Raw genomic sequence first — 15,032 nt, 5'->3', positions numbered from 1 at the left:
CGGACGACTAAGGGGGTGTCTAGGCTACCCGCGTGTTCGCCCGTGTAGACGTAATCCGGGCCGTGGCGGCTCCGCTGGTAGGTCTAACTCGGCCACGTCGATGTCGAGCGAGATGGCGTTCCGCACGAACAACTGCGTGAGTACGGTGTTGCCCTCCTCGGTGAGACTGCAGGTGAATCCGCGGGCGTCGTCCGGATGGTCGCTCTTGGTGAGGAACCCTTGTTCGACCAGTTCGTTCAATCGCGGGTAAAACTGCCCGCCCGCGGTGTTGGTCTGGCCGAGCGCTTCCAGTTCCCGCTTGACGTCCGCGCCTACAGGTATCTCGTTGGCTTGGTTTGCGCGATAGACTGCCAGCAAGAGGTCGCGTTTGTAGCTGGTGAGGTCGGCTGCTGTTTGGTCGATCATCGACCCTCACCTCCGGAACCGGGAGTGGTACCCTTGGGGATGGTACAGCCACACGGCTGGACCATACACTCCGTGGGGCTGTTGGCGGCGATGGCATGAATTAGTGACCCGCACGCCGGACACTCGCCGTCCTCCAAAGTCGTCGTACTCATTGGTCAGTCACCTCCCGGTTGGCGTCACGGATGCGGTGGCAGAACTGGCAGGGCGCGTACCGCTGTGCTTGTGCCTCGGTGCGCGGGAGTTCCTTGAGTCCGTCATGGTTGACCGGACAGAGTGGTTTTCCCGAATCAGTGGTTTCGTGGTAGGCGTACGACCGCTGGCCCGTCGTCTCGATAACGAGGACCGTCTCCTGCTCCGGGTAGGGATCGTTCTCGATACGCGCGTCGAGGTCCTCGCGCGTCGGTTCTTGGACGGTGTCCGGGTCCGGGCACGTATGAGAGGAAAGTTGAATCGTCGGTGTCCCGCAGTCGTCGCACACATCGAAGGTTTCGGGGATTGCAGTTTCGAGGTCCGGACCGAACCCTTCGGTGGCTTGGGTCATTTCGGGTCACCCCTGTGTAGCCCGACTGCGTTGGCGCGACGCTTCGCATGCTGGACGAGCAATTGCTCGGCAGTGTCAGTGGTAGCGTACTCATTCGTCCGGTCGTCCTTCTTGCCCTTCGTCAAGAGGTCGCGCTCGACCAGCGCATCGAGATTCTGGTAGAGCCGCGAGTGGTTAATCTCCTCGTCGTACTCGGCATCGAGGTAGGACTTGATGGCGAGACCATGCGGGGCGTCGCCGTCGCGTTCGAGCGCGTGGACCGCGAACAGGAGGTCACGCTCGAACGAATGGAACTCGGGAAACCCGACCGCGGCAGTGTCGCTCATGCCGCGGTCACCTCGGTTCCGGTCGGCGTTCGTTTCGCGGACGATTCCGTCGGTCGTTCGGGGCTTTCAAGACCCCGCGTAGCGATTGCGTACATGGCTTCCGTACCCATTTTACGGAGGCTCACGCGGACCCGATGTCACCAGCATCGGGGTCCGCATCGTTTTCAAGTGCGACCCATCGGGGGAGCGACGGGTCCGCGATTTGCTTCCGTAGTCGCGACATCTCAGCAGGGGGTAATAAATCTATTCCATCAAACGATGGACTACAATCCATTGCCTGTGTTCGTACTCAGGGGTTTTCAGTAGAGATATGACTCGGCTTCTGAAATCGATAGAAAATGCGTAGACCGCGAGTGTCATGGATGACTCAAGGAGACGATAGAATCCTTGAGACACTCGCGGAGAGTGATTTAATCCTCTCACCAGCCGTTATTGCGATTAATACGGAATATACGCGAAATTACGTCAATAAACGAGTGGCTGTACTCCTCGAAAACGACCTCATTGAACGCGTCCAAGACGGTTACTATCAAATCTCGGAGAAAGGTCGACAATATCTCGCTGGCGACCTTAACGCGAACAAATTAGAAGACGAATCCGGCGATCACTAAATTGCTCGCTCATTTCACGAGAAGTCGTGGAGTATAGAGAATGGGAACCTGGTGACTGTTTCTTAAGCAGGAATAAGAATCCGGGGTGAATAGTGAAATAGATTCATAGACTCCGGTTCAAGGTTAGCACGTTAACCGTCCTAATTCCTATTTCTGCTAATTGGATAATTCTTGTCCCGATAGGGGTCAAGGTCATAGGTCCGACTACGTATTTCCTCCCGGTTTTCATGTACATCTAAATAATTACCACGAAGATGGAGATCGATGTTTGGAAGAGTACCCATCGAAAGATTAGCCCCGAACGAATCAAACGGTCCTTGACGGAATTCAATAGAATCACCCGCAGGAATATCTAAATCACTAGTCTCTGTTTTTCCTTCTTCTGCATCACCGTTAAGAGGAACCAATTCTAAAACTAATTCTGTATCCAATGCCGGACCATTCCCGACATTTTTTATCTCCACAAAGTTCCTATGGATATCAACTGCAAAGGTAGGCTGAATATTTTGCTTCCGTTGCTTGCTTGTTTCTTTTAATAGTTCGTAGGTGAACATCACGTAAAGTCCAGTCAATATAGCTACAAAGCTTGATGATGTTGTACTTAGCTTCGGTTCTTTAAGTATTAGACTTCCGAGAATGTAGAAAGTAATAACAACAACTAAAAAACCCAATAATTTCGTATTAGTGTCTGTCTCTTTGAACTTCATATGTCACAAAGACCTCCAACACCTGAAAAATTTGTCTGTTTACAATTAATTGTTGGCGAACCCATGAGTCATAAATTCTTGGCCTAATTCCTAGGAGAAGCCCGATAAGGTGTGACAACGTTTCAACCTACACTTGCCAACCACAGAAACGCTAACAGTCCTCTAATGCCTCAGACCACGTTGATAGAACTAATCGGATTCGTTAAGGAATCTGGCAGAGATGGGTAAGTAAGATGGAGCCAAAATGGTTCGACGAAGCCCGTCCGCTGGTTAAAAAAGGAGTTAAAGCGGTCATCGACGAAATCAAAACTGAAACTAATATCCCCACGGAGACATTCCAACAGCTATCTTCTGGCACTCTCCTCCCGAGTACTTCAAGTGAACAGGTCTCTGTACCAGGAAACCTGCTTAAAGACAACGATGTCTTCGATAATCTCTACAATGGCGAATTTGCAGATGCAGCGGAATTCATCTTTGAGAACCTACAGAGCCCACCTGAAGACGAGACGTATTCGGAAGGTGACCGAATTGAATCAATCGAACGGGCTCTATTTGAGTTCACAGGAACTGTTCTGAATTACGAAGGTGAAATGCAATTTGATGAGGCTACTTTTGAAGCGGCGTTCAATGAACAATTCGAACCTCGGTTCACTGATCGTGAGAGAACTCAATTTCTTCTCTGTTTAAAGAACACCAATATCGGTTCGGACATCACAATCGATCTTGAACCAGACCTGCAGGGCGACCCAGATTTTCTAGGACCATATACTATTGAAACTCTCCGTATTCGACCACTCGATAAACTCGAAGAGACAGGCATTACGACATTTGAATTCCCACAAAGCGACATTTTAGACCCAGCTAGTCAACTTAATGCTGGTCAGCCTAATCCTGCATTAGAAATAGTTCTCCGACGTCAAAGACCGTATCGCTGTATTGCTGAGGAGATTGAAGGTAATGAGGTTACCCCATGGCAATCACCCGAGTTTGACCTCAGACCTGCTGATTTCTATCCTTGGCAGAAGCTCACTGCGCTCATTCGATATATTGCCACTACAGTTCGACGGTGTGTTCGTCTTCAATGTCCTCGGTCTACGGTCGGTTTTGAGAAGGGATATGCCGTGTCGCCTGGATGGGAAACTTATCGAGGTATCGCTAGTCGTGTTACCTTTGAAATTGAGTTTGAATGCCCGACTTCTACCACGAATGCTCTAATCGCTGAAAACCGTGAACTTGAAATCAACCGTATTTGGGAGAATCACCGCAATCAGCTTAGACCGGATGACACGGAATTCCATAAGCCTCTTTCGCGCTTTGAGCGAATGTTTAGCCGAGATACCCAGGAAGATCAGCTAATTGACTGCGTTGTTGGTTGTGAGACTACACTACTCACAGGGGGGAGTCCAGGAGGAAACCAATATCGGCTCGGGCTCCGTGCAGCAAGCCTTCTTGGAGAGTCCAATTCGAAGGGTTGGTCTGCCACTAAGTTGGCGGAGTTCTTCCGGACGATGTACGAACTCCGAAGTGACGTTGTACACGATGATAAAGAACTTCCAACTTCACCGAGTTCTGAAGAATTTATTGAGGTTAACGGAGAAAAGTTCTCAGCCCAAGGATTTCTTACTTATGCTCGCCAGCTGTATTCTGAGGTTCTCCTTGCCTACCTCCAACTTGTTCCTTCAAAATATCCGTCGGCCACGGAGGTCACTAAGAAAATCGATCGGTTCTTGCTTGAGCAGTCATCTATGGTTCGAGAGTCGCTCTTGGAGTCAAGTTACACTCCTCCGGACGAATAGAAGGCACCGGGATATAACGCCGATTTAGAGCAAGTCCGCATCCTCGGACGACTCGATTTCCCCGTCCCAATCCTGAGCGGCCCGCCGAATTCCGTACTTCCGGTCTGCGATACTCAACATTCGGCTCTCGAGGCTTTCGATGTACTCCTTCAGTTCGTCTTCGGTCTCGATCACGAAGTAGCCGTTCCCACCAGAAGCGATTGGGATGTTATCCTCGAGGATGAGCTCCCGGATGATTGCCCGGGTATTCGGGAAGGAACCGATATCGTCGACGCCAATCTGTTCGTTTATTTCCCGGGACGAAATTTGGTCATCCGAGCCGCGATGGTCGAGAATGATGTTCTTGACCTCTTCTTTGACATCTTGCTCGTGTGTAGCCATAACTACGGTTAGTATCTATTTACTAATAAAAGTCTAGCAGAACAATGATAAAATCACAGATGCTGAACGAAATCGGTCAGCGAGTTTCGTAGTAATGCGACTTCAGTTCCTTTCGGAGTAACTGTGCGAGGAAATCGTTTTGTGCGTCTTCAGCGCGATGAATAGCCTCCACGAGTGCCTCGTCCAAGTCGGCGTCTTCGACGCGCTCGTATTCCCGATTGCTTGGAAGGTCGATGCTGAGGGTGTCGTCCTCGGAGGTCGAGGTGATGGCCATGGAGGTAATATATTACTCCATCTACTAGTTCTTTCGGTTATCTATCACTAGTGAAGTTACTCCGAGGCCGGTCAGAAGCCCGACGAAGTGCGACAGCGTATTCGTCCCACCCGCGAACCACGGAAACGCCAGTAGCCCTCGCGTACCCCAGACCGCGGCCATAAACCCGACCACCAGCAATCCAACCGTCACCGGCTGCCCACGGAGCCAACCATCCTCCTGCAGTCCCTCCGAAAGACCGTACTCTACCCCAACCTTCCGTACGAGCCACACCGTATACCCAGTCGGCAACAGAACCAGCAGCACCGTCCACGGGCTGACCAAATATTGGAAGACGCTAAAGAACGCTGTCGCAACCCCGTACCAGAACATCACTCCAATCACCGGCCAGTAGGACCCTTCCCGAGGAGCGAGGTTGCGGAAGAGGTCAGCCACCGAGACCGTGAGCATCCCAACGAACGCTCCCACGAGCGCCGAGAAGCCACGACTGGAGCGGACGTTCGGGTCGAAGCCGAAGATCGTCTCGATGACGAGATCGAGGCCGAGATAGCTCGCGAGCGAGATGACCGGCGGCATAATAAAGAGGACAGCGAGGAAGCCAAGTCGGAATTCGCGGTGGCGGTTGGACTGGAGGGAGATAAGATAGGTGAGCGGCACGACCACGAGGTACATCGCGGCGTTACTTTGGAGGTGTGCTGGTGACGAGTGGACGAAGTGTGTCGTGTAGAAGGCGTGGAGCGTCGGGTCGTCGTAGAAGAGGACGAGTTGGTTCTGGAAGCTCGGTCGAGTCTGCATGACCAGAACGAGGACGACTGCAACCGCCGCGATTGCGAAGAGGTCTACAGCATAGCCGTCGAGGGAGTGGGGAGAAAATGCTACTCGGCGTTCGGCTTTGTCTGTGGAGTACGCATCTGCAAGTCGTTCCATGATATCGGCCAAAACTCAGTAAATAGACAAATGGCTTTCCCTGACTATCTGCTCTATAGGAGGTTCTAATCTACTATTGTTTCTCAACCTCTATTTCGCTGGCGTAGCGCGGCCGCGTTGGTCGGCGGGTTTGCGCTCTACTCTGGGTTCGATTCTGTCTCAATCCGCCTGCATCCAGGCCACGGTTCGGTGGCATACTCGGCGTGCAGTTCGCCCGCCGTGATCCGGTTGCTCTACGCAGGCGGGTCTGCGTTATCACCGAACCCACTCCCATATGCCTCGACGACTTCTGTAACGGTGACTTCGTACGCATCGTACCACTCTGTCCATCGCTGTTTCGCCCGTTTGTGGTCAGGATCTGCTCCGAACGATTCGAGCGCGTCCAACGTCTCCCAGTAGTATACGACGAGAACCTCCTCGCTCTCCGGGGATTGCCACGTCCGCTTACCCAGATACCCCTCGGTGTCCTCGGCGGCCGCTTGTATCGCGTCGTTCAACTCGTGGAACTCCGCATCGTACTCTCCCGGATCGAGGCGGAACGTAACGAGATACATCAATACGGCTCACTCGCCCACGCAGATAAAATGCCTCCTCTCTGGGGATACAACGTTTCGCTACAGATTACTTGTTGACCCGCGTCAACCCTGTTTTGTCTCTTGTCAATCTCGCCTGAAACTCCACACCTATCCATCGCTAGAAAGAATACTCCTATGCACAACCCAATCGTATCGGGGTGTACGACCTCCCGAGTGAGTCTTATGGTGAACCACCAATGACACGAAACGATGACCAGTCTAACGAGAATCGATTTGCGACCGTCGCTGTCGGCGCAGCGAGGACCGAGACGCACCCCCACAGAAGTGGAACGAACGACGTTGTCCCGCCGATTCACCTCTCGACCACATTCGAGTGGGCCAGCGGGGACGAAGCTAATGAACACGACTACTCCCGCGAGAGCAATCCGACGCGGGCGACCCTCGAAGAGCAGTTAGCCCGCATCGAAGGCGGTGAGCATGCATTGGCGTTCGCCTCCGGAATGGCCGCCACCTCGACGACGATGCTCTCGCTCGTTCCTCCGGGGGGCCACGTCGTCTCCTCGGACTCCATCTATAGCGGAACCGAAAAACTGCTCACGGAACTCGCTGCCGGACACCTCGGCATCGATGTCGATTTCGTGGACGCTCGTGACCCCGAAAACATCGCCGCCGTCGTCGATTCGGATACCGACCTAATCTGGGCGGAGACTCCGACGAACCCACTGATGCGCCTGTGCGACGTCCGGGCGATAGCCGACATCGCCGACGACCACGATAGCCTGTTCGGGGTGGACAGCACGTTTGCGAGTCCGTACTTCCAAGCCCCGCTGGAACTAGGTGCGGACATCGTCGTCCACAGCACGACGAAGTATCTCAACGGACACTCCGACTCAACCGGCGGTGCCGTTATCACTGACGACGATGAGATATTCGAGCAGATGGCGTTTGCCCAGCAGACTGGGCTTGGAAATATGCTTTCGCCGTTTGACTGCTATCTGGTTACGCGAGGGGTGAAGACGTTGCCAGCGCGGATGGAATATCACGAGGAGAACGCGATGGCGGTCGCGCGGTTCCTTGAGAACCACAATCAAGTCGCCCGCGTTTACTATCCGGGGCTTGAGAGTCACCCGCAACATAACCTTGCGAGTGAGCAGATGTCGGGGTATAGCGGGATGCTGTCGTTCGAGTTCGACGGTACGCTTGTCGAACTTGAAGCGTTCATTAAAGGGCTTGAGATATTCACGCCGGGAGCCAGTCTTGGTGGGACTGAGAGTCTTATCGAAGTACCGTCGCTGATGATTCCCGACGAGGTGGGTCACGGGGAGGCCACGGCGGAGATTCCCGAGACGTTGGTCCGGGTGTCGGTTGGTCTCGAAGACGCTGATGATCTCTGTGAAGATCTCCAGACGGCGCTACCGTAAGCACGCCCCGGTTTCTCTTGACGGGGAAGACGTTAATCAGTGAGCGATACGCACTTCGTACGTATCGCTCATCTACGGCTCTAAATACCGATAGCACGTCCCTCGCGTCCGCCCAACCTGCTCGACCAACTCGTACCGCTTCAACGACTGGAGATACCGCCGTCGAGTCGGCTTCGACTTCGGGTTTCCCATTCGCTCCTCGTACTCGGCATGCAACTCGCCCGCCGCGATTTCCTCCGACTCCCGAACGATATCGAACAGAATCCGCTGGTGGGTAGACAACCGCTGGACGTTGCGCTCGTAGACCTCCGTCTCGGCGTCGTCCGCTATGTCCTCGACCAACCCCGGACTGAACGAGTCACGCCCCTCGATTTCGGCGCGCTCGGCGGCCCGGCGAAGCAACGCGATGGCGAACCGCGCATCCCCCGTCGCGAGGTCCAGGATATAGCGAAAATGGCTTGTTCAACTGAAGTTAGTCGTCGGACATACTCTGCGGAGAAGGAGACTGCTGTCCGAGAGAGATGTTGATCCCCTCGAAGTGACTCCCGATATAGCCAGCAACGACGCCGACCGCAGCAGTCGGAATTCCGGCCTTCGCAGCAGTCACGAGCGTATTGACTAAATCGAAGGAACCTGAGCCACCGGATCCGCTACCTCCGCTCGTGCTATATGCCATCGACATCACCAAGATGGCTATCAGCACCATGATGTAGAAACCGACGAACGCACCGATACCACTGATTCCTGCAGCTCGAGTCTTGCTGGTCTTCGAGATCCCCGTGACGAGTCCAGCGAGGGCGGCGACTGTCGGCCCGGTGAAGAACGTGATTATCACACTTTGGAGGAAAACGAGACCGACGAACATCTGTCCGAGAGAGTTAGCGAACCCGCTTTGGTCCGCGCTCGTGAAGGTGCCTTCAATCCAACCGATGCTGATGAATCCCGTTAATCCGAGGCCGACACCGATCGCTGCGAATACACCGACTATAACACCGACACTCCGGAGTGAGTCTGAGTTCTGTGACATCACGTATTATGGATATATTCAAGACATATAAATTCTGAGGGGGATATCTCCATACTCCAAACCTACGTTCCATCAATCTGGTATTGAACAAATCCTCGACCGACAACTGAACCAGGATTTCTAAATGCTCGCCTAGTTCGTACCTGGAATCCTCATACCCTGCAGAGTCACGTCCATTACCTAGAGTTTGAACGTGAACAAGACGGGTCCACAAAGTCCGACAAATTTCAGACCCATTCGGTCAAGATGCATCGCAAGAGAAATTCGGAGAAGTGCCCACGGGACGGGGCCTACGCCTTATTCTATCAGTTCAGCTTTTTGTCGGAGTTTGTAGCAGAAGTTATCGAGGTCCGTAGCGACGAGGTCATTCTTACTCAGTTGGTCCTCGACGTAAGCTCGAATTGACCAGTCTTCTGGTGCTTCCACGTCTACACCTATCGTCGGGTTTTCTTCGTACACGAAGACTCCTCCTTCAGCGTGGTCGAAGTCGCCTGGTGTGACTGAAGTCCGGTCAGTCAGTTGCGGTGGAATGCTGCGTCCATCGAGTTCGTGGAGTTTAGCGAATTTCTCTTTTACTGGCAGATCGGCAGGGAGATAGAGGCGTTGGGTGTTCTCACCAGGAACATCACCGTGGAAGATGAGTAGACCTTCATCGACGAGAACGTCCAAGCGTCTCCGAGCATTGTCCTGAGAATAGCCAGTAAGGGTAGCTACGTCTCGGACAGTAACGAACACTTCATCGGGATGACCAACTTCCTCGACGATGTCGACGTTGTGGTAATGTAGAAGATCACCTTGGAGGCCGTGAATGGTTTCTGTGAGTCGATCTCTTGAGTCCGGTTTTTGGTAGGTTGCGTAGTCGTTCTTTTCTTGGTACAGCGCTACAACCATGCCGAAGAGTTCGGTATCGCTTATCGAGACCATACCACCACTAATGCATATCATATATAAATAGTTTTTCCTCTAATAGAGAAGCAGCCTACTATTCATACCTATTTGAGGTCACTCCAGTGGGTCACGTTATCCAATAGTGAGACAGTCAACTTTTCGAGGTACATTCTTGGAAAATAGATGAGGCCAACGCCGAAGGATAATCTTGATTGCCCTTCATTTCGTTGCCCTCGCTATGAGTTTGCCTTCTGAGGGACTCTCTGAATTACTTCACCGTGTCGTCGCTGAGTACCCTGTCGAGCAGATCGGCCAGGGACTCACCTCACACGTCACGCGCAAGGATATAGAGACCCACATTCCGGAACAGATCGAGGAGATACTCGGTGACGAAGATGTCGTCGTAAAATCGTCTCCCGGACGAGGCCGATGGACTGCTATTCCCTGGGTTGCGGTTATGGACCCGCGAGAGACGACCGAGATTCAGGATGGGGTCTACGTCGTCTACCTCTTCGAGCCACAACAGGACCGCGTAACACTCACCCTCAATCAGGGAGTCACGACTCTGAAGGACGAGCTAGGGACTCCGGCAGCCCGAAATCAGTTGGAGGAGACCGCGAGAGACGTGCGGAAGACGATTCAGCCAAAAGGTTTCAAAGCCGGATCGTTAGAGTTCCCAAACGCGTCAAGTCGGAACGAACTCTACGGGCCAGGAACCATCTTCTACAAGCGCTACCAGTTGGGTGAAATACCCGACGACGATGAGCTAGAACGTGATCTTCGGACGCTCGTAGACGGATATCAGAAGTACATCTCTGTGAATTCTTCGCCCGAGCCGAAATCGACACCAACCGTCTACCAAGTCCCGGTGAAAGCCGGAGACGGCCCGATTCGGACGAACTTCGAACAGACGATCGTAGAAGGCGTCCCTCGAGAACGACTCGAAGGTGTCTACGAAGCACCGATCGATCAGGAGAACCTCCGGGTTTGGGGCAATCAAGAAGACGAGGCCGCCGAAGAGGGTGACTATCTGTTATTCGCCGACCGTAATGGTCGTCGCGACGGTGACTACACGGTCTTAGCGCGCGTCGCTCACGCGACCGTCCTGGACCCGAATACGGCGAGAGAGTTCACCGACGCAGTTGGCTGGGGAGACGCCACAGACAGAACGTTCCCTCACGTAATGTTCCTCGAACCGATCTATCAGGCCAAACTCGACCGAGAGTGGTTCTGGGACCTGTTAGACTTCAAGGGGTGGCCCAACGACACCTACAGCGCGCTTAACTTCGACCGCGACGGTTCGACTTTCTTCTCGGAATTCGACTCTGTCGAAGAGTTCCTTGAGTAGATTACGGGACAGAAGATCTATCCGCAGGAGGGTGTAATAGTCGAGCCAGCAGACGAGTACGATACGCTCGATGAGGCGCTCGAGGATGTCCGCGAACGACTTACACGAGCGTCCGAGGATACTGCGTGGCTCAGACACCGCATCGGCGAGGCTATCATTGAGGACTGGGCGGTCGCTCTAGACGGATTCAAGCCGTCGGCCGAAGTATCGCCGAGTACTGCCGCGAAGTTCGATCAGCTCCGTGCGGTGTACGAGTCTATAGAGTCCGACCTCGAAGCGATGGCCGACGAATTAGGTGTTGGCTCTCATCGTGGGTTCTCCTCCGTCGAAATGCTGTTCCTCGCGTGGTTCCGCATCCTCCAGGCGGACATGGATATCCGCGGCGCACCTCTCAGCCAGCCACGACTCAACAGCATTCTCCGGGAAACCTACACTGTCCCCACAGACACAGACGGCACAGATGAATTAGACGACGATCACCCTCTTGCAGAACACGTCTCAGACACTCAGCCGACCGTCTACAAGTTCACCGCTCCGCCGGACTACTGGCTTACTACCTACGAATACGCAGCACTCGGATTAGAAGAAGGGGACCAAAACGATTGGCAAGACATACAGGCTGGCGACGTTATCCTGTTCCATTCGACAGGCTCACCCGGTTGGGAAGCTCTCCAGAACCAGGAGTCTGGTATAATCGGTGCTGGAATTGTCCGTGCCAAGACTACTAAGCCGGACGAGAAGACGTGGTGGTTCGACGAACGAGACGGTCGTCCGAAAGACGATTCGTTCCCGTACCTCGTCGCTTTCGAGCGCTTGTACGCGACAGGAGATATCGATGAAATCGACTTCACCAACGATATCTACGCAAAATCATCAGCGACCGTTGACGCTGATCTGGAGTTGCTCACGGACAATTCGCTTGACTTCGACGAGGCAGACGAAATCAGCCGGGAAGCGAGTGGATCGGGCTTCCCCCGGTATCAAATGATTAAACCCCTCAATGGTGAGCAAGCTCGTGGAATCATCACAGCGCTCACGGACAAACTTCACGAGGTTCCATCGATTGCGATCGATAAGTCGTTCGACGGCGAACTTGATCCCGACGAAATCCTCGACGGACTCTACTTCCCCAGTAGCATAGGCGAGGAGATCGTCGCCCAGATCGAAGGAGCGCTTCGAGTGGGGAAGCACATTATTCTGACTGGCCCTCCTGGCACGGGCAAGACTGAGATCGCTCGCCGGGTCGCCAACTATCTCGCTGAGGAGTACCCGCACCTCTACTCGGGGTCGCAAGTGACGACCGCGACTGCCGACTGGTCGACCTTCGACACTGTTGGTGGCTACATGCCTAACGAGGACGGCAGTGACGGTGATCACCTCGAGTTCACTCCAGGCCTCGTCCTGAACCGGTTCAAGACACGCTCCACGAACGTCCAGCGCAACGAATCGCTCGTCATCGACGAACTCAACCGTGCCGATATCGACAAGGCCTTCGGTCAACTCTTCACGGTTCTTTCCGGGCAACCGGTTCAACTCCCGTATACTAAGAAGGGGAAGGAAGTCGATCTTGCTCCGGTTGACGAGCGTTCTGTCTACCTGCAGCACGAGTATCGTATTCCGAATTCTTGGAGTCTCTTCGCGACCTTGAACACCTACGACAAGACCTCGCTCTACGAGATGAGCTATGCATTCATGCGCCGTTTCTCCTTCATCCGAGTTCCTGCACCCGATCTTGAGACGCTCAATGACGCAGGCCTTGGGAGTCTCCTCAAGGACTACGATGACGTCTGGAATACCGGCGTCCAGGACATCGACGAGACCCAAAGTAGCCAGCCACTCGTAGACGTGGGACAGGTCTGGCAGGCAGCTAACGGTGCGATCGATGACCGCGCTATCGGGCCAGCTGTCGTCAAAGACATTCTCGAGTACCTCACCGAGACCCGAACCGTCCCATGGAGTCACCGGCTCACCCAGGCCGTCATCTCTTACGTTCTCCCGCAACTGGAGGGCGTCCCGAAACGAGACCGCGTCGTCCGAAGCCTTGCAAACGTCGATCAGATCGAAGCCCGGCAACTGGACCGGGCTTCGAGAGACATGCTGCAAGTTGCGGCTATCCAAGATACGGATGAATAGGAAGGAACTCCTCGATCACCTGACTGAGGACATCCTCACATACGTGATGAACGGCGCTTTCTCCGAGCGTGAGTTCGCTGCAGCGGTTAAACCTGAGGCACTCGATGAGCGGTTCTCGGAGTACGAGCGTCTCCTTGACCTCCACTTCGTCCTCTTGCCGGAAGTCGTAGAGTTCGTCGAGGAACTTCCCCAGCGCGTTCGAAACCTCAAAACGGAGACTGAATCAGTCTCTCGTACGAAACGCGGGACGATCGACGGGAAGATCAACTGGGCCGCGACGATCAAGCGCCGGTACAGTCAGAACCCCGGTGATCGGTCGACGTTCGTCTGCGAAAACCGCACTGAGAGCTACGATACAGCAGAGAACCTCGTCTTCAAGCGGTTAGTCGCGGTTATCCACGAAACACTACGGGAAGCTGAGGAGTACCTCCAGAAAGATTACGCCTGGGTCAACGACCGCTGGAACACTCCGCTCATCAACGAACTACAGCGCATTGTCGAGCAAAACGTTCACGTGCGACGGATTCGGGAGCCGAAGGCCTACGAGCCGACAGATCGGATGCTCAATACCGCGAGCGAGTCACGGCACGAGGTCTACCGGAAAGCGGCCGAGCTTCTACAAGTCCGCCGTGAAATCTTCTCGGGTGACCCTGATCAGCTTGAGCGTCTTCTCTCAGAGACGGCAATCACACCGGACGACGATGATACTCTCCTCGAATTGTTCGTCCTGTTCCGGTTCATCGCTACGCTGGAAGAACTTCGCGAGACGAGCGCTGAATTCGAGACCATAGAAACTGGCCAGCAGGAAATCGCACGGCTCGAAGGTGACGGTGAGTCAGAAATCGTAGTCTACCACGACAACTCGGCTCGTGACCGGAACCTATCTTTCCGTCCCGTCCCTGACACCGATAAGGACCATCTCTCGCGTACAGAGAAGGTCCACACGACCGGCATGAACGTTGCAAACCAGTATTTCGAGGACCGATACTTTCGGACTCAAACAGGACGTCCGGACTTGATTGCCGTCGAAATCAAACATACGGAGAGCGACCGTGACTATCTGATTACGGAGGTCAAGAACAGCACATACACGAGTACGATTCGGCAAGGGATAAAAGAGACATTAGAGTATCTTGCCTTCCTCAGGCAAGACGAAGAGTTCGTCTACGGAAACGAACAAGTCAACGAGGACTACTTCGGAAGTGGGTGGAACGGACTCTTAGTAATCCAGGACTTGGCTGAGGAAACCGCATCCGTTGACGAGCAACGGGACAACGAGATGAAAATCCTGCAGGCATCAGAGCTTGAGTCGACACTAACAGACGTCATTTCTCAGTTCCTTTAGTCGTGAGTGTGAATCCGCCAATCGTCCCAAGGTCTATTCTCCGGTTCGTTGCCTACTAGTTCTCCCACTTTCAACTCAATCAGAATCCCAGTTTGCTCACGCAATTCGTGCTCGAAGTCCTGATACGCCTCGACGATCACCTCTGCCATCTGAATCTCGACGAGCGCCGGGTACCATCGCTACTAATCAATGATGCCCTCCACTGGATAGCATTCCTTGGTTAGCGGTAGACCGCATTTCGACTCTTTCCGCTCGGAAACCACCCGCTTGGTCGTCAAGTGGTGAGAAGACAGATTGTACCAGTAATACTACTAACCAATGAAACCCGCTTACGAAACTCGCTTCATTGGTTAGCGAGAGATCATA

18 protein-coding genes are annotated in these 15,032 nt (G+C 53.7%); 6 read left to right on the top strand and 12 right to left on the bottom strand.

What is annotated here, in order from left to right; all coding sequences use genetic code 11:
* Positions 1-24 precede the first annotated feature (24 nt).
* The 4 genes from NGM06_RS21265 to NGM06_RS21250 are packed head-to-tail and all read right to left on the bottom strand — an operon-like array spanning position 25 to position 1,272.
* The gene (locus tag NGM06_RS21265; protein ID WP_254270695.1) at positions 25-405 is read right to left on the bottom strand and encodes a winged helix DNA-binding protein; all 381 of its coding nucleotides are present in this window, start codon (positions 403-405) and stop codon (positions 25-27) included.
* Positions 402-557, bottom strand: coding sequence for a hypothetical protein (locus NGM06_RS21260; RefSeq protein ID WP_254270694.1), 156 nt, complete (start codon positions 555-557; stop codon positions 402-404). The genes NGM06_RS21265 and NGM06_RS21260 overlap by 4 nt, the downstream gene beginning before the upstream one ends.
* Complete coding sequence (locus NGM06_RS21255; protein WP_254270693.1) at positions 554-946, bottom strand: hypothetical protein; 393 nt, start codon at positions 944-946, stop codon at positions 554-556. The genes NGM06_RS21260 and NGM06_RS21255 overlap by 4 nt, the downstream gene beginning before the upstream one ends.
* On the bottom strand, positions 943-1,272 hold the full coding sequence (locus NGM06_RS21250) for a helix-turn-helix transcriptional regulator (protein WP_254270692.1): 330 nt from the start codon (positions 1,270-1,272) through the stop codon (positions 943-945). The genes NGM06_RS21255 and NGM06_RS21250 overlap by 4 nt, the downstream gene beginning before the upstream one ends.
* A 338-nt stretch (positions 1,273-1,610) precedes the next feature.
* On the opposite strand from NGM06_RS21250, the gene NGM06_RS24545 reads away from it, so the two are divergent.
* The gene (locus NGM06_RS24545) at positions 1,611-1,883 is read left to right on the top strand and encodes a winged helix-turn-helix domain-containing protein (protein ID WP_497007251.1); all 273 of its coding nucleotides are present in this window, start codon (positions 1,611-1,613) and stop codon (positions 1,881-1,883) included.
* 140 nt (positions 1,884-2,023) lie between these two features.
* On the opposite strand, the gene NGM06_RS21240 is transcribed toward NGM06_RS24545, so the two are convergent.
* Complete coding sequence (locus tag NGM06_RS21240) at positions 2,024-2,590, bottom strand: hypothetical protein (RefSeq protein WP_254270690.1); 567 nt, start codon at positions 2,588-2,590, stop codon at positions 2,024-2,026.
* Positions 2,591-2,823: 233 nt separating this feature from the next.
* On the opposite strand from NGM06_RS21240, the gene NGM06_RS21235 reads away from it, so the two are divergent.
* A complete protein-coding gene (locus NGM06_RS21235; protein ID WP_254270689.1) occupies positions 2,824-4,386 on the top strand; it encodes a HEPN domain-containing protein in 1,563 nt (520 codons plus the stop codon).
* Between the two features lie 24 nt (positions 4,387-4,410).
* On the opposite strand, the gene NGM06_RS21230 is transcribed toward NGM06_RS21235, so the two are convergent.
* From NGM06_RS21230 to NGM06_RS21215, 4 genes are all read right to left on the bottom strand, one after another.
* Positions 4,411-4,767 carry a hypothetical protein gene (locus tag NGM06_RS21230; protein WP_254270688.1) on the bottom strand — a complete coding sequence of 119 codons (357 nt, stop codon included), beginning with the start codon at positions 4,765-4,767 and terminating at the stop codon, positions 4,411-4,413.
* 76 nt (positions 4,768-4,843) lie between these two features.
* The gene (locus NGM06_RS21225) at positions 4,844-5,041 is read right to left on the bottom strand and encodes a hypothetical protein (RefSeq protein WP_254270687.1); all 198 of its coding nucleotides are present in this window, start codon (positions 5,039-5,041) and stop codon (positions 4,844-4,846) included.
* A gap of 24 nt (positions 5,042-5,065) precedes the next feature.
* Positions 5,066-5,968, bottom strand: a complete 903-nt coding sequence (locus NGM06_RS21220) for a hypothetical protein (protein WP_254270686.1) — start codon at positions 5,966-5,968, stop codon at positions 5,066-5,068.
* Between the two features lie 233 nt (positions 5,969-6,201).
* Positions 6,202-6,522: an antibiotic biosynthesis monooxygenase family protein gene (locus NGM06_RS21215; protein WP_254270685.1), complete on the bottom strand. Its 321-nt coding sequence runs from the start codon at positions 6,520-6,522 to the stop codon at positions 6,202-6,204.
* Between the two features lie 218 nt (positions 6,523-6,740).
* Between NGM06_RS21215 and NGM06_RS21210 the strand changes: the two genes are divergently transcribed.
* Positions 6,741-7,925, top strand: coding sequence for a trans-sulfuration enzyme family protein (locus tag NGM06_RS21210; RefSeq protein WP_254270684.1), 1,185 nt, complete (start codon positions 6,741-6,743; stop codon positions 7,923-7,925).
* 72 nt (positions 7,926-7,997) lie between these two features.
* Here NGM06_RS21210 and NGM06_RS21205 read toward each other — a convergent pair whose 3' ends face one another.
* The 3 genes from NGM06_RS21205 to NGM06_RS21195 form a co-directional block, all read right to left on the bottom strand.
* Positions 7,998-8,327: a Cdc6/Cdc18 family protein gene (locus NGM06_RS21205; RefSeq protein ID WP_254270683.1), complete on the bottom strand. Its 330-nt coding sequence runs from the start codon at positions 8,325-8,327 to the stop codon at positions 7,998-8,000.
* 70 nt (positions 8,328-8,397) lie between these two features.
* Positions 8,398-8,952: a hypothetical protein gene (locus NGM06_RS21200; protein WP_254270682.1), complete on the bottom strand. Its 555-nt coding sequence runs from the start codon at positions 8,950-8,952 to the stop codon at positions 8,398-8,400.
* A 297-nt stretch (positions 8,953-9,249) separates the two neighbouring features.
* Entirely contained in the window at positions 9,250-9,876 is a 627-nt protein-coding gene (locus tag NGM06_RS21195; protein ID WP_254270681.1) for a hypothetical protein, read from the bottom strand.
* 202 nt (positions 9,877-10,078) lie between these two features.
* Between NGM06_RS21195 and NGM06_RS21190 the strand changes: the two genes are divergently transcribed.
* The 3 genes from NGM06_RS21190 to NGM06_RS21180 all read left to right on the top strand — a co-directional run bounded on the left by NGM06_RS21190 (position 10,079) and on the right by NGM06_RS21180 (position 14,666).
* Complete coding sequence (locus NGM06_RS21190) at positions 10,079-11,188, top strand: MrcB family domain-containing protein (protein ID WP_254270680.1); 1,110 nt, start codon at positions 10,079-10,081, stop codon at positions 11,186-11,188.
* 279 nt (positions 11,189-11,467) lie between these two features.
* On the top strand, positions 11,468-13,321 hold the full coding sequence (locus tag NGM06_RS21185) for an AAA family ATPase (RefSeq protein ID WP_254270679.1): 1,854 nt from the start codon (positions 11,468-11,470) through the stop codon (positions 13,319-13,321).
* Positions 13,314-14,666: a hypothetical protein gene (locus NGM06_RS21180; protein ID WP_254270678.1), complete on the top strand. Its 1,353-nt coding sequence runs from the start codon at positions 13,314-13,316 to the stop codon at positions 14,664-14,666. Before NGM06_RS21185 ends, NGM06_RS21180 begins: the two co-directional genes overlap by 8 nt.
* The last annotated feature ends 366 nt before the right edge of the window (positions 14,667-15,032 follow it).

Origin of the sequence: Halorussus aquaticus, assembly GCF_024218795.1 — an archaeon.
Lineage (GTDB): Archaea > Halobacteriota > Halobacteria > Halobacteriales > Haladaptataceae > Halorussus > Halorussus aquaticus.
This window is presented reverse-complemented; position numbering and strand designations above follow the sequence as displayed.

Excerpts from the sequence above, each read along its gene's own strand:
- NGM06_RS21265 (WP_254270695.1), bottom strand. The coding sequence starts at position 405 with ATGATCGACCAAACAGCAGCCGACCTCACCAGCTACAAACGCGACCTC.
- NGM06_RS21260 (WP_254270694.1), bottom strand. The coding sequence starts at position 557 with ATGAGTACGACGACTTTGGAGGACGGCGAGTGTCCGGCGTGCGGGTCA.
- NGM06_RS21255 (WP_254270693.1), bottom strand. The coding sequence starts at position 946 with ATGACCCAAGCCACCGAAGGGTTCGGTCCGGACCTCGAAACTGCAATC.
- NGM06_RS21250 (WP_254270692.1), bottom strand. The coding sequence starts at position 1,272 with ATGAGCGACACTGCCGCGGTCGGGTTTCCCGAGTTCCATTCGTTCGAG.
- NGM06_RS24545 (WP_497007251.1), top strand. The coding sequence starts at position 1,611 with ATGCGTAGACCGCGAGTGTCATGGATGACTCAAGGAGACGATAGAATC.
- NGM06_RS21240 (WP_254270690.1), bottom strand. The coding sequence starts at position 2,590 with ATGAAGTTCAAAGAGACAGACACTAATACGAAATTATTGGGTTTTTTA.
- NGM06_RS21235 (WP_254270689.1), top strand. The coding sequence starts at position 2,824 with ATGGAGCCAAAATGGTTCGACGAAGCCCGTCCGCTGGTTAAAAAAGGA.
- NGM06_RS21230 (WP_254270688.1), bottom strand. The coding sequence starts at position 4,767 with ATGGCTACACACGAGCAAGATGTCAAAGAAGAGGTCAAGAACATCATT.
- NGM06_RS21225 (WP_254270687.1), bottom strand. The coding sequence starts at position 5,041 with ATGGCCATCACCTCGACCTCCGAGGACGACACCCTCAGCATCGACCTT.
- NGM06_RS21220 (WP_254270686.1), bottom strand. The coding sequence starts at position 5,968 with ATGGAACGACTTGCAGATGCGTACTCCACAGACAAAGCCGAACGCCGA.
- NGM06_RS21215 (WP_254270685.1), bottom strand. The coding sequence starts at position 6,522 with ATGTATCTCGTTACGTTCCGCCTCGATCCGGGAGAGTACGATGCGGAG.
- NGM06_RS21210 (WP_254270684.1), top strand. The coding sequence starts at position 6,741 with ATGACACGAAACGATGACCAGTCTAACGAGAATCGATTTGCGACCGTC.
- NGM06_RS21200 (WP_254270682.1), bottom strand. The coding sequence starts at position 8,952 with ATGTCACAGAACTCAGACTCACTCCGGAGTGTCGGTGTTATAGTCGGT.
- NGM06_RS21195 (WP_254270681.1), bottom strand. The coding sequence starts at position 9,876 with ATGGTCTCGATAAGCGATACCGAACTCTTCGGCATGGTTGTAGCGCTG.
- NGM06_RS21190 (WP_254270680.1), top strand. The coding sequence starts at position 10,079 with ATGAGTTTGCCTTCTGAGGGACTCTCTGAATTACTTCACCGTGTCGTC.
- NGM06_RS21185 (WP_254270679.1), top strand. The coding sequence starts at position 11,468 with ATGGCCGACGAATTAGGTGTTGGCTCTCATCGTGGGTTCTCCTCCGTC.
- NGM06_RS21180 (WP_254270678.1), top strand. The coding sequence starts at position 13,314 with ATGAATAGGAAGGAACTCCTCGATCACCTGACTGAGGACATCCTCACA.